The sequence below is a fragment of the Streptomyces sp. NPDC008163 genome, assembly GCF_042956885.1.
Lineage (GTDB): Bacteria > Actinomycetota > Actinomycetes > Streptomycetales > Streptomycetaceae > Streptomyces > Streptomyces drozdowiczii_A.
Window position 1 is genome coordinate 470,924 of record NZ_JBIBHG010000004.1, and the last position, 12,878, is coordinate 483,801.

The following is a 12,878-nucleotide window of genomic DNA, read 5'->3' on the forward strand; positions in this document are numbered from 1 at the left end:
AGGGCCCCCGGGACGAGGATCGTCCCAGGGGCCCCGTGGCAGGCGTTCCGGGTCAGGACAGCTTGTACGTCGTGACCTGGTGGATGCCGTTGTCGGTGACGTAGTAGCCGCCGCCGAACTCGCCGGCGGCGCGGTCCCGGCCTTGGTCGTCGCCGTTCAGGGAGAGCACCTCGTCCACCCCGTCTCCATCGAGGTCACCCGCGAAGTAGTTGCGGGCCCCGAGGAGGGTGCCGATGCTGCCGACGGCGTCGGCCCAGGAGTCCTCGGAGTCGATGGCACTCGGGTCGAAGGCGTAGAGGCTGGACTCAGCGCCGGCGACCAGGAGTTCACGGCCGTCGGGGCCCGTCATGAAGCCGAGGCCGTACGTCTGCGGGAAGAAGAGCTGGGTGGTGTCGTCGCCGTCCGCCCGGAAGCGGCGGATCGACGCTGTGCCGGCCTGGTACAGCGCCCCGTCCTTGGCGAAGAAGCCGTTGTGCGTCCACAGACCGCCCGACATCAGGGAGTGCAGCACCTCGCCGGTGCGGCCGTCGCGGATCTCGAAGTAGTTCTGCGGGCTGATGGCTTGCGTGGCGTCGAAGTTGAGGGGCGCGTTGACGACCCACACGTAGGCCACGGCGTGGCCCCCCGCGTACGGGATCTCCTTGGAGGCGAAGACACCCTGGGTCGGGTCGAGTCCGCGGATACCGCCGATCGCGCCACTGGGCGCCTTGGGCGCGGCGGACCAGCGGGCCTTGCCGTTCTTGGCGTTGAGCGCGACGGCACCCGTGACCGGGGTGGTCTGCTGGAAGGCGTTCAGCGTGGCGTACGAGGTGTACACCCGGCCGTCGTTCACCGACGTGTCGCCGAAGCGCACGTCGCCCGCGTCCTTGGGCGCGTTGTACGTCCAGATGGCGTGGCCGTCGCCGTAGTAGGCACGTACGGCGTCCGTCGGGACGACGATGTCCTGCTCGCCGTCGCCGTTGAGGTCGGCCAGTTGCACCGAGCGGACGAACTGGCCCTCGCCGGCCTCGATGGTGGCGAGCGTCTTGCCGGTCTTCCCGTTGAGGACGACGGTCGCGGTGTCGGCCGCGACCACGATCTCGGGCTTGCCGTCGCCGTTGACGTCACCGGTCTCGATGTCGTGGACCGCGCCGGGGACCGTGGCCTGCCACAGCTTCTCCGGCTTCGAGCCGTTGACCAGCGACGGGCCGGAGTAGGCCCAGACGCCGTTGGACGAGCCGCCCATGACGACGTCCGTCCTGCCGTCCTTGTTCAGGTCGGCGCCCTTGGCGTACGCGATGTCGCCCTGGAGGGGCGTGACCTTCTCCGCCTTGCCGTTGCCCAGCTTGAACGTGCGGATGTTCTGGCCCTGGTCGATCACCCGGACGTGGGAGCCCGCGGCGTCGGTGTAGAGGTCCTGGAACATCGGGGAGGCCGCGACGCCCTTGGACTGCCAGGCGACCGTGCCCTTGCCGGAGAAGACCGTCAGCGACGCGTAACGCAGAGCGCCCCGGTTCTCCGGATCGTTCATCTTCCGGTCGTCCTGGGCGGAGGCGACCAGCTTGCCGTCGATCACGCCGAGCCCCCAGGTGCTGGGCGCGTCGTGGCCGTTCTCGGGATCGCGCTTGGTGGTGCTCGACCAGAGGACCTTGTCCGCGTTGTCACCGTTGACGACGCGGATGGTGCTGGCGTTGATGACGAGGTTCTCGTCGAACGAGGACTCCGAGACGGCGTACTCGTCGCCGGTCTTCGCCCCGAGGTCACCGACCGCCAGCGCGGTGGGCACCACGTTGTCGCGGGCGCTCAGGGTGGCGCGGTGACCGGTCTTCAGGTCGTACGCGGCGACCTCGTAGTGCACCGCGTCGTTGACGTCCGCCTGCTCGACGGCCACGAGACGCTTGCGGCCCGCGTCGAGGCGCATGATGCGGCTGTACAGCACGCTGTCGGTGCGCCAGGCGACCGAGCCGTCGGTGGTGTCGAGCACGGCGGTGTGGCCGCGTGCTTCGACACCGTCGGCCTTGGCGAGGTTCCAGGAGACGGCGGCCTTGCCCTTGCCGAGGTCCTGGATGTCGCCCCAGTTGGTGTACCGGGCTTCCTTTGTATCGAACGTCCAGGTCTTGGCCGGGGTCAGCTTCCCGTCCGTGGCCGCCGAGAAGCGGATGCCGGTCAGGGTGGCGGTCGCGCCGGCCGGGACCTTGGCGTCGCCGCTCATCCGGGGCGCGTCGGCGATCAGCAGGGTGCCGTCGACGATCTTGACCATGGAGGCGTAGTTGTACAGCTTCGACCAGACCGTGGCACCGGTCTTCCCGTCGAGGACCGTCACGAAGGTGCCGGTGCTCAGGTCGGAGCCCGGCGACGTGAACGGCCGCGGGTATGGGGTGCTGCCGACCCGCGCCGAGAACACGAGGTCCGGAACGCCGTCACCGGTCAGGTCACCGGCCGAGTACCCGGAGTCCGAGTTCGGCGAAAAGGGCGAGACCGCGTTGTACCCCATGAGAATCTGAGGCGGGTACGGCTCGACGCGCCACACCTGGAGCGGCTTCACCTGCCAGTCCGTGTAGAACGAGCTGCTGGTGCGGGCCCAGGTCTCGCTGCCGTCGGCGGCGTGGAGCTGGACGTTGCCCATGCTGTTGACGGAGTAGTAGTCGCCCTTCTTGCCTGCCGGCACCGTGGCACCCAGACCGCGCACGCCTTCCAGCGTGGACTTCGCGGTCATGGTGACCTTGGTGTTGGGGTCGGTGGCGGTGGCCGCGGCGTCCGTGTTCGCGGCGGGAGCGGTCGCGTCGTCCTTCTGCGTGCCGGTGGTGTCCTCGGCCTTGACGTACGGGTCGAGCGTGACGTTGGCGGCCAGCTTCTTCGCTTCGGTGCTGGTCAGCTTCATGGGCGAACCGCTGCCGCTGTCGGCGGCCAGGGCCTGCGGGGCGGCGGTCAGGCACAGGCCCGCCGCGACGAGGCCGGCGGCGATCTGAAGCGCCCGCCGGGAGTGCTGGGCTCTCATTACTTCGCTCCCTGGGTGAAGCTGACAGCGGTGCCGTCGGTGATCACGGACTGGTTGAAGGAGTACTGGAAGGCGTCGGTGCCGGACTGGTCGGCGATGCCCACCGTGGCACCGGCGCCGAGGTCCGCGACGGACTGGTACTGGAGGGTGACGGCGCCGGTGGCCTCGTCGAAGACCGCCTCGAAGGTGGCGCGGCCCGAGGTGCCGTTGGCGTAGGCGGCGTTGTTCCACACGATGGCGAACTTCCGGCTGCCCTTGGTGCCGGTGGTGGCCGTCTGCACGGACGACTTCCTGTCGAGCGTCAGGTCGTCCCAGAGCGGGGCGACGACGCCCTTCACACCGTTCACGCCGGCGGTCGGCAGGGCGGTGTTGTTGTAGTCGCCGACGCGCGAGGACAGGAAGTTGACCAGACCGTCGGTGGTGACCGAGGCGGTGGAGTACGAGACGCCGTAGTGCTTCACCGAGAACGGCAGCGACACCGTGGCGGAGTCCTCGTCACCGGTCAGGGCGACCTTCTTGGCGCCCGCGATCCAGGAGTAGGCGGCCGGGGTGCAGACGTTGCCGGAGTTGTCCGTGCGGTTGGGTACCTGCACGTTCTTCGTCAGGTCGGCGGTGACGGCGGTGGAACCGGAGTAGACGCCGTTGCACAGGACCGGCGCGGCGGGCTTCACGGCGAGGCTGTAGGAGCCCTCGGCGACCTTCTTGAAGGTGTACTTGCCCTTGGCGTCGGTGGTGGCGGCGGGCAGCGGCGTGCCGTTCAGCTCGACCGTGGCGCCGGGCAGCGGCTTGCCGGTGACATCGCGGACAGTGCCGGAGACCATGTGCGAGGGGACCGCGGTGAGCGCGATGTCCTGGGTGTACTCCTGGCTCTCGGCGAGGGTCACGTCCTTGGCCGAGCCGTTCGCGTAGCCGTAACCGCTGAACGCGAAGGAGTACGTGCCGGCGGCCAGCGGGAGGCGGTACGTGCCGTCCGCTCCGGTGGTGACCGTACGGACCGCGCCGGCCGCGTCGGTGGCCTTCACGGTGATGTTCGGGAGGGCCTTGCCGGTCGCCTTGTCGGTGGCCTTGCCGGTGGCGACGGCCGCGGTGTGCGGGGCCTTCTCGACGGAGGCGAGGATGTCGAGCTTGCCGTTGCCCCACACGTAGTTCATGCCGGCGGTGCCGCCGCAGTGGGTGTCGTCGACGTCCCGCGCGCCCTCGTTGAGGAGCTTGCGGGTCCCCTCGATGTCGCCGATCAGTGAGGGGGCCGCCGACCACAGGAGCGCGACCGCGCCCGCGACGTGCGGGGTCGCCATCGACGTGCCGTTGATGGTGTTGTAGTCGTTGCCCGGCCAGGTGGACGGGATCTGGACACCCGGGGCCGAGATGTTCGGCTTCTCGCTGCCGTCGGTCAGCGAGGGGCCGAAGCCGGAGAAGCTGGCGATCTTGCCGTTCGCGTCGTAGGCGCCGACGCCGTAGGAGTCGGCCTGCGAGCCCGGCGGGTGGGTCGTGGAACAGGTCACGCCGTCACCGTCGTTGCCGGCCGCGAACGCCTCGAAGATGCCCGCCGCGTCCCAGGCCGCCAGGATGTCCTGGTAGAACGCGTGGCTGACGTCCTCGTTGCCCCAGGAGTTGTTGACGATGTTCGGTGCCAGGTCCGGACGCGGGTTCTGCCCGTTGTGGTCGGTCGGCGCGAGAATCCACTGGCCGGCGGCGAGCAGCTCGTCGTCGTAACAGACGTCGGACGCGCAGCCCTTGGCGGCGATCCACTTGGCGTTCGGTGCGACACCGAGGCCGTTCTTGGCGACCATGGTGCCCATCGTGTGGGTGCCGTGGCCGTTGTTGTCGCACGGCGCGGTCGTGGGGCACTGCCCGCTCGCGTCGTAGAAGTTGTAGTCGTGCGAGAAGGTGCCGTCGCCGTTGTTGCCGCGGTAGTTCGCGACGAGGTCGGGGTGGTCGAACTGGACGCCCGAGTCGACGTTGGCGACGACGATGCCCTCGCCGCGGTCCTGGTACTGGTCCCAGACCTGGTCGGCCTTGATATCGGCGACGCCCCACGCCGGGGCGTCGGTGCCGTCGGCGGCCGAGTCGGTGTGCAGCGCGGCGGCGCGCGACGCGGTGACCTGCTTGTCGGAGGTCTCGATGTCGTCCAGCTTGAACGACTGCCGCTTGACGACCGAGGCCACGTCCGAGCGCTTGGCCAGCTCGTCGACGAGGTCCTGGTCACCGGTGACCTTGATCGCGTTGGCGATCCAGAAGTCCTGGTGGCCGACCTTCTTCTTGTCGAGGAAGGCGTTGAGCGACTTCTGGCTGGACTTGGCGTGCGCGCGCAGTTCGCTGTACGCGGCCGTGGCCTTCTTCGCGTGCGTCTTCTGCTTCTTGGCGCCGGACAGGTCGGCCCGGTCCTTCAGGACCACGAAGAAGGTGGCGTCCTTGCCGTCACGCACCGCGCTCGTGAGCGAGGAGTCGATCTTGGCCGAGGCGGCGGAGGAGGGGGACGGGGAGTCCGCCGCGAGGGCGGGCAGCGGGGTGGTGAGCAGGGCAGCCGCGGCGAGCGAGGCCACCGTCCACACGGCGTGTCTGCGCCTGGACGGTTGGAGCAGGGGCATCGAGCACTCCTCCGAGTGACGGTACATACGGGGTTCGCGCACCGTAGGAATCCGCCGTTACTCAGGCATTACAAGCCTGGTCACCGCCGGGCCGTCCCCGGCCCCCACGACGGCGTTGCAGAAACTGCACGGCCTTGTTGCGTTGATCGCACGACCTCGGGAGAGTGGCCGCCGGAAACCCGGACCGACCCGAGGAATGACCGTGATTCAGAAGGACACCGCGTTCTACAGCGAGGGCAGCCGCCTCGAAGCGACCCTCTACTACCCGGAGGACGCGGCGCGGGACGGCGCCCCGCGCCCGGCGCTCGTCGTCAACTCCGGCTACCAGGGCTTCAACGAGTTCTATCCGAAGATGTTCGCGGAGCGGATGACCGAGCGCGGCTTCGTCTGCCTGGGCTTCGACTACCGGGGCATGGCGGACAGCGAGGGCGAGAAGGGCCGCGTCCTCATCGAGGAGCAGGCCCAGGACGTGCGCAACGCGGTCACGTTCCTGCGCGCGCAGGAGGGCATCGACCCTCGCCGCATCGGTCTCGTCGGCTGGGGCATGGGCGCCGCCAACGTCATCCTCGCCGCCGAGAAGGGCGGCGACGTCGCCGGCGTCGCCTCGCTGAACGGGTTCTACGACGGGGAGCGGTGGCTCAAGTCCATCCACACCTACGACGAGTTCCAGAAGATCGTCGCCGAGGTCGCCGAGGACCGGACGAACCGGGTGCTGAACGGCGAGTCCCGGCTCGCGGACACCTTCGAGCACTACCCGCTCGACCCGGCGACCGGCGACTACGTCGAGAAGGAGCTGTCGCAGGTCTACGGCTTCGGGCACCCGACCCGGCTGCAGTTCACCGAGTCGATCCTCGACCTGAAGGTGCAGAACGTGGTGGCGAACCTCGCGCCGACCCCGCTGTTCCTGGCGCACGGCGAGCGCAACTCGCTGCACCCGTACGACGAGGCCGCGGCCCTGTACGAGGCGGCGGCGTCGCCCAAGACGCTGTACACGATCGACGGACGGCACAACGACTTCATGTTCGTGGACCACCCGGAGTTCGTGGCGCTCTGCGACCGCCTGCGGGACTTCTTCGACGTGGCGTTCACCGAGTCCGCCGCGCCCGCCCGGACCGTCTCGGCCTGACTCCTCGCGCCGCGCCGCCCCCGCACCGGGGGCGGCCGGGGCCGGGCGATGCAGAAAATGCAATCGCGCGTTGCATGTATCGTCGCGATCCGTCTATCTATTCATACCGCTACCAAGGATTCGGTATGGCCTCTGAGCAGAAGAACACTCCCGCCGCACGCAGTGGTGCCTCACGTGTGATGGCGGTGCTGGACGCGCTCGCGTCGGCGGACCCGGCCGCCTACCCGGACGGGATGAGCGTGGCCGACGTGGCCAGGGTGCTCGGGCGCGAGAAGTCCGTCGTGTCCCGGCAGCTCAAGAGCCTGCTGGAGACGGGCATGGTCGCCCGGCGCCCCTCGATGGGCTACGAGCTGAGCTGGCGGCTGTTCGCCCTCGCGGTGCGGGCCGGCGACCAGCGGCTGACCACGCTCGCGGCGCCCCTGCTGCTCAGGCTGACCGAGACCGTACGCGAGCGCACCTATCTGAGCGTCCTCAGCGACGGCGAGGTCCTCACCGTGCTCTCGGAGGGCTCCCGGCGGTCGATCGAGGCCGTGAACTGGGTGGGCCGGACGATCCCGGCGCACCGCAGCTCCAGCGGCATGGCCCTGCTGATGGATTACGAGGACGAGCACATCCTCGACCTGGTCCGGCGCGGCGAAGGGGGCTCGGAGCGCGAGGCCAAGGCGTTCCTGGCCCAGGTCGAGGAGGCCCGGGTGCGCGGCTACACGGTCGCGAACCGGATCTTCGACCCGGAGCTGGTGGGCATCGGGGCGCCCGTCCGGGACTTCACCGGCCGGATCAAGGCCGCGGTGAACATCTCGGGCCCCGCCTCCCGGATCGAGCCGCACATCCAGTCCCTCGCCGGGCATCTGCTCGCCACGACGCGGACCCTGCACTCCTCCCTCGGCTCGGACGTGCGCCCCGGCGCCGGCCCGAGCGCCCTCTGACGGCCGCCGCACCCGGCCGCCCCTTCCACGCCCGCGCCCCGGAGAACCGCAGAACCGGAGAACACCATGCGACACCCTGATCGCCCCCTGCCCAAGTCCGGTCCCGCCGGACCGCGGCCCCACGCGGCCGTGAGCCGTGCCGGCACGAGGGCGGCGGCGCCGTGAACCTCTTCTCCTATATGTCGGACAACACGGAGTACCTGCTGTTCCTGGCCCAGCAGCACATCGAGCTCGTGCTGATCAGCGTCGGGATCGCCTCGGTCATCGGTGTCGGGCTCGCCGTGCTCACCCATGCCGCGCCCGGTCCGCGCCAGGTCCTGCTGTCCTTCACGGGCTCCCTGCTGACGATCCCGTCCTTCGCGCTGTTCGCGCTGATGATCCCCGTCATGGGCCTCGGTGTCGCCCCGACGATCGTCGCCCTCACCGTGTACGGGGTCTTCCCGATCCTGCGCAACGCGGTCACCGCCATCGAGGAGGTCGACCCGGCCGTCGTGGAGGCGGCGCGCGGCCTCGGCATGGGGCCGGCCCGGCGGATGCGCACGGTGGTCCTGCCCATGGCCTGGCCGGTCATCCTCAACGGCATCCGCACGGCGACGATCATGCTCGTCGCGACGGCGGCGATCGGTGCCGTGGTCCGGGGCCCCGGCCTGGGCCAGCTGATCTTCCGGGGGCTCGACCGTATCGGCGGGGCCAACGCGCTGGAGGAAGCCCTGTCCGGAGTGATCGGAGTGGTGCTCGTCGCTCTGGTCCTCGACCTGCTGTTCATCGCGATAGCCAAGATCACTGCCCTGCGAGGATCCCATGTCTGACCGGCCCGCCCCGCACCCCGACGTCATGATCCGGCTGGACCGGGTCTCCGCCGGCTATCCGGGCCAGGACAAGGCCGTCGTCTCCGAGCTGTCGATGGAGATCCGGCGCGGCGAGTTCGTCGTCCTGGTCGGCCCGTCCGGCTGCGGCAAGACGACCACGCTGCGGATGATCAACCGCCTGGTGGAGCCGACGGACGGCCGGATCCTCATCGACGGCGCGGACGTCACGCACACCGACGTGGACGAACTGCGGCGCTCCATCGGCTACGTCATCCAGCAGATCGGCCTGCTCCCCCACCTGTCGATCGCCGACAACATCGCCCTGGTGCCCAAGATGCTCGGGGTGAAGAAGGCGGAGCGGCGCGAACGGGCGCGGGAACTCCTCGACATGGTGGGCCTCGATCCCGCCACCTACGCCGACCGCTATCCGAAGCAGCTGTCCGGCGGGCAGCAGCAGCGGGTGGGGGTTGCCCGCGCGCTGGCCGCCGATCCGCCGGTGATGCTGATGGACGAGCCGTTCGGCGCCGTGGACCCGATCGCGCGGGAGAAGCTCCAGGCCGAGTTCCTGCGGCTGCAGGAACGTATCCGCAAGACCATCGTGATGGTCACGCACGACATCGACGAGGCGCTGCGCCTGGGCGACCGGATCGCCGTCTTCGGGCCGGGCTGCCGGCTGGCGCAGTACGACACCCCGCTGGAGATCCTGTCCCACCCGGCCGACGACTTCGTACGCGATTTCATCGGCTCGGGCGCCCCGGTCCGCCGCCTCACCCTGCTCACGGTCGCCGACGTCCTGGCGTCCGCCCCGGCGCGGGCCGCCGGTGCGGCGAGGACCGTGGCGGTCGGCGCCGGGGACTCCGTGCACAAGGCGCTCGAACTCGTCCTGGCGGCGGGAGCGGAGGGCATCGAGGTCACCGGTGACGAGGGCCGCTTCCTGGACCTCCAGTCCCTGCTCACCGCGGCCGCCCGGCCCGCGAAGGTGCTCTCGTGAGCGCCGGGGCCGTGCAGGCGGCGGGGGCGGCCGGGACCGGGGCACGCCGGTCGAGGAGCTGGGTTCCGCCCCTGGTCGTCCTCGTCCTGCTCGGCGCGCTGTGGGCGTACATCGGGACGCGCGACCTGGACTCGGTGGAGAGCCGGAGCCTGACCTCGGAGGTCGTGCTGACCGCGCTGTGGCAGCACATCCAGCTCGTCGTCGCCTCGACGCTGCTGACCATCGTCATCGGGGTCCCGCTCGGCGTGCTGCTGACCAGGCCCGGGGTCAGCGGGGCCGGTGCGGTGGTGCTCGCGGCGGCCAACGCCAGCCAGGCGGTGCCGTCGATCGGGGTGCTGGTGATCCTGGCCATGGCCGTGGGCGTCGGCTTCTGGATGGCCGTGGTGGCGCTCGTCCTCTACGCCCTGCTGCCCGTGCTCCGCAACACCATGGTGGGCATCCGGCAGGTCAGCCCCGCGCTGATCGACGCGGGGCGGGGCATGGGGATGAGCCGCCGGCAGATCCTCCTCACCATCGAACTGCCCCTGGCGGTCCCGGTGATGGTGGCCGGAATCCGGGTGGCCCTGATCCTCAACGTGGGCGTCGCCACCCTCGCCGCGTTCACCAACGCCGGGGGGCTCGGCTCCGTCATCTCCTCCGGCATCTCCCTGGACCGGACTCCGGTGCTCGTGGTGGGCAGCGCGCTCACGATGGCCCTGGCCCTGACCGTCGACTGGCTGGCCGGTCTCGCCGAACGGGCCCTGCGCCCGCGCGGCATGTAGCGCACCGGCGATCCCCGTACACCTCTCAGGCACCACGAAAGGGCTTCAGCATGCGTACGTACAGGGCGGCGGTGGCGAGTGCGCTCGGCCTCGTGCTCACCAGCGGCTGCGCTCTCACCGCGAACCCGCCCGGGCAGGGCGACGGACCGGCGGCGGAGGGACCCCTCAAGGGGGCCACCGTGAATGTCGCGTCGAAGAGCTTCACCGAGCAGCTGCTGCTGTGCGAGATCACCGCCCAGCGGCTGGAGGCCCAGGCGGCGCACGTGAAGCGGACCTGCGGCATGAGCGGAAGCAATGCCGTGCGCTCGGCACTGACCGGCGGTTCCGTCGACATGTACTGGGAGTACACCGGCACCGGCTGGCTGGCCCTGAAGCAGCAGGGCAGCACCACCGATCCGAAGGCGGTGTACGAGAAGGTGCGCACCCTGGACGAGTCCCGCAACGGCGTGGTGTGGCTGCCTCCGGCGGCGGCGAACAACACGTACGCGCTCGCGATGCGGACCCGGACCGCGAAGAAGCTGGGCGTCTCGACCCTCTCCGACTACGCCGGACTGGCGACGAAGGACCCGGCGAAGGCGCGGTTCTGCGGCGCGTCGGAGTTCTTCGGCCGCGACGACGGCTGGGCCGGACTGCAGAAGGCGTACGGTTTCGGGCTGGCGAAGAACAAGGTGGCGGAGCTGGCCGAGGGGCCGATCTACAACGCGGTCGCCAAGGGGAACCCGTGCAGCGCGGGCGAGGTCTTCGCGACCGACGGCCGGATCGCCGCCCTCGGGCTGACCGTGCTGAAGGACGACAAGAAGTACTTCACGCCCTACAACCTGTCGCTGAACGTCCGGGGCGCGACCCTGAAGAAGCACCCGGAGATCCAGACCGCGATGGCCCCCGTCGCGAAACTCCTGACCACCTCCGAGATGCAGCGGCTCAACGCGCGGATCGACGTGGACGGCAAGCGCCCCGAGGAGGTGGCACACCAGTGGCTCAGCGCCAACAAGCTGGCCTGACGACGCTGCGCGTCGGACTGCTGCAGAACGCCCCCGAGTTCGGCGCGGTGGACGACAACCTCGCCGGAATCAGGGAGCTTCACGAGGACCTGAACGGCCCGGTCGACCTCGCACTCACGCCCGAACTCTCCGCCCACGGTTACGGTTTCACCCCGCACCGGGACGCGGACCTGCTGTCGGCCGAGGACCCGCGTCTGGAGGCCCTGGTCTCGGCGGGCGTGGGTGTGGGCTTCGCCCAGCGGAACCCGTCCGGGCTGCCCTGGAACAGCTACCTGCTGGCGGACCCGCTGACGGGGACCCGGCACCTCCAGCACAAGCTGCACCCCGTCTCGTACGCGCCGTGGAACGAGCACCTGTCGTTCCGGGCGGGCGACGGACTGCGTACCGCCGATTTCGGCGCCGCCACGGTCGCCACCGCCATCTGCAACGACATGTGGCACCCCGTCGTGCCGTGGCTGGCGGCGCAGGGCGGTGCCGAGGTCCTGTTCGTGCCCGTCGCCAGCATGGCCGGTGCGGACGGGGTCCGGATCCACCGGACCTGGGAAGTGATCCTGGAGCACGCCGCCGTGCTGCTCCAGTGTTACGTCGTCTTCGTCAACCGGTGCGGTACGGAGGGCGGTTCCCGGTTCTGGGGCGGCTCGCGCGTGCTCGGCCCGGACGGCGAGGTCCTCGCCGAGCTGGGCGACGAGCCGGGGTCGGCGGTCGCCGAACTCGACCTGGCGGCCCTGCGCCGGCTGCGCGCGGAGGTCCCGATGCGCGCGGAGGCGAGGACCGACCTCTTCCCCGCACCCGCCGGGCCGGTCCCGGCGCCGAAGCCCTTCGAGAGTGAGCCGCTCCATGTTTGACGTGCACGTCCACGCCGCCCCCGATGTCCTCGCCCGGATCGGGCACGACGACCAGATCGCGGCCGGCTACGCGGCCGCCGGCTACAGCGGCTTCGTCCTGAAGGCGCACCACGAGTCGACGGTGGGCCGGGCCAGCGCCCTCGCCCGCTCGACCGGCCTGGACGTCGTCGGCGGCATCACCCTGAACCGGGCCGTCGGCGGGATCAACCCGGCGGCGGTCCTGTCGGCCCTGTCCACGGGCGGACGCGTCGTCTGGTTCCCCACGGCGGACGCCCACACCCAGGAAAGCGCGGGACTCCCCCGGCTGGGCGACCTGGACGAGCGGCTGGGCCGCACCGCGCTGGCCGTCCCGCCCGTCCTGGCCGACGGCCACCCGGCCGCCCGGGACGCCGCGCTCGTCCTGGACCTGATCGCGGAGCACGACGCGGTGCTGTGCACGGGCCATGTCAGCGGTCCGGAGTGCCGGTGGCTGCTGGACCGGGCGGAGGCCCGGGGCATCGGCCGGTTCCTGCTCACGCACCCCTCGTACACGGTGCCCGGGATGGAGCCGCCGGAGATCGCGGAGCTGGCGGCGCGCGGGGCGTACGTCGAGATCACGGCGTACCAGCTCTTCCACCAGCCCGGGATGACCCCGGCCCGCCTCGCCGAGGTCGCGAGGGCGGCGGGGCCGCGCCTGGTGCTGGCCTCCGACGCCGGGCAGCCGGACAGCCCGGAGCCGGCCGCCGCCCTCGAACAGCTCATCGCCGCACTGGCCGGGGAGGGGCTGGACGCGGGATGGCTGCGGGACGCGGCGAGTGAGGTCCCCCGGAAGCTCGTGCTGCGATGAGGATGACGTAACCGCGCTTACGCCTGTG

10 protein-coding genes are annotated in these 12,878 nt (G+C 70.6%); 8 read left to right on the plus strand and 2 right to left on the minus strand.

Annotation, left to right across the window (positions count from 1 at the left end):
- Window positions 1–52: 52 nt before the first annotated feature.
- Together ACFZAT_RS12560 and ACFZAT_RS12565 are read right to left on the minus strand one after the other, a co-directional pair.
- Window positions 53–2,977, minus strand: coding sequence for an FG-GAP-like repeat-containing protein (locus ACFZAT_RS12560; RefSeq protein WP_391263509.1), 2,925 nt, complete (start codon window positions 2,975–2,977; stop codon window positions 53–55).
- Window positions 2,977–5,565 (minus strand): S8 family serine peptidase, encoded by a 2,589-nt coding sequence (locus ACFZAT_RS12565; protein WP_391263511.1) that lies wholly within the window; start codon window positions 5,563–5,565, stop codon window positions 2,977–2,979. Before ACFZAT_RS12565 ends, ACFZAT_RS12560 begins: the two co-directional genes overlap by 1 nt.
- Window positions 5,566–5,767: 202 nt before the next feature.
- Here ACFZAT_RS12565 and ACFZAT_RS12570 point away from each other — a divergent pair, with 202 nt between their 5' ends.
- The 8 genes from ACFZAT_RS12570 (at window position 5,768) to ACFZAT_RS12605 (ending at window position 12,850) form a co-directional block, all read left to right on the plus strand.
- Window positions 5,768–6,691, plus strand: a complete 924-nt coding sequence (locus ACFZAT_RS12570) for an alpha/beta hydrolase (RefSeq protein ID WP_265540062.1) — start codon at window positions 5,768–5,770, stop codon at window positions 6,689–6,691.
- Between the two features lie 125 nt (window positions 6,692–6,816).
- Window positions 6,817–7,617 carry an IclR family transcriptional regulator C-terminal domain-containing protein gene (locus ACFZAT_RS12575; RefSeq protein WP_391263514.1) on the plus strand — a complete coding sequence of 267 codons (801 nt, stop codon included), beginning with the start codon at window positions 6,817–6,819 and terminating at the stop codon, window positions 7,615–7,617.
- Window positions 7,618–7,778: 161 nt separating this feature from the next.
- On the plus strand, window positions 7,779–8,426 hold the full coding sequence (locus tag ACFZAT_RS12580) for an ABC transporter permease (protein WP_265540065.1): 648 nt from the start codon (window positions 7,779–7,781) through the stop codon (window positions 8,424–8,426).
- Complete coding sequence (locus ACFZAT_RS12585; RefSeq protein WP_391263517.1) at window positions 8,419–9,417, plus strand: ATP-binding cassette domain-containing protein; 999 nt, start codon at window positions 8,419–8,421, stop codon at window positions 9,415–9,417. Before ACFZAT_RS12580 ends, ACFZAT_RS12585 begins: the two co-directional genes overlap by 8 nt.
- Window positions 9,414–10,178, plus strand: a complete 765-nt coding sequence (locus ACFZAT_RS12590) for an ABC transporter permease subunit (protein WP_391263519.1) — start codon at window positions 9,414–9,416, stop codon at window positions 10,176–10,178. The genes ACFZAT_RS12585 and ACFZAT_RS12590 overlap by 4 nt, the downstream gene beginning before the upstream one ends.
- 50 nt (window positions 10,179–10,228) lie before the next feature.
- Window positions 10,229–11,179 carry a glycine betaine ABC transporter substrate-binding protein gene (locus ACFZAT_RS12595; protein WP_391263520.1) on the plus strand — a complete coding sequence of 317 codons (951 nt, stop codon included), beginning with the start codon at window positions 10,229–10,231 and terminating at the stop codon, window positions 11,177–11,179.
- The gene (locus ACFZAT_RS12600) at window positions 11,152–12,024 is read left to right on the plus strand and encodes a nitrilase-related carbon-nitrogen hydrolase (RefSeq protein WP_391263521.1); all 873 of its coding nucleotides are present in this window, start codon (window positions 11,152–11,154) and stop codon (window positions 12,022–12,024) included. Before ACFZAT_RS12595 ends, ACFZAT_RS12600 begins: the two co-directional genes overlap by 28 nt.
- Complete coding sequence (locus tag ACFZAT_RS12605) at window positions 12,017–12,850, plus strand: DUF6282 family protein (RefSeq protein WP_391263523.1); 834 nt, start codon at window positions 12,017–12,019, stop codon at window positions 12,848–12,850. Before ACFZAT_RS12600 ends, ACFZAT_RS12605 begins: the two co-directional genes overlap by 8 nt.
- Window positions 12,851–12,878: the final 28 nt, after the last annotated feature.

Coding starts and splice junctions, on each gene's coding strand:
- ACFZAT_RS12595 (WP_391263520.1), top strand. CDS start 10,229: ATGCGTACGTACAGGGCGGCGGTGGCGAGTGCGCTCGGCCTCGTGCTC.
- ACFZAT_RS12585 (WP_391263517.1), top strand. CDS start 8,419: ATGTCTGACCGGCCCGCCCCGCACCCCGACGTCATGATCCGGCTGGAC.
- ACFZAT_RS12605 (WP_391263523.1), top strand. CDS start 12,017: ATGTTTGACGTGCACGTCCACGCCGCCCCCGATGTCCTCGCCCGGATC.
- ACFZAT_RS12575 (WP_391263514.1), top strand. CDS start 6,817: ATGGCCTCTGAGCAGAAGAACACTCCCGCCGCACGCAGTGGTGCCTCA.
- ACFZAT_RS12560 (WP_391263509.1), bottom strand. CDS start 2,977: ATGAGAGCCCAGCACTCCCGGCGGGCGCTTCAGATCGCCGCCGGCCTC.
- ACFZAT_RS12565 (WP_391263511.1), bottom strand. CDS start 5,565: ATGCCCCTGCTCCAACCGTCCAGGCGCAGACACGCCGTGTGGACGGTG.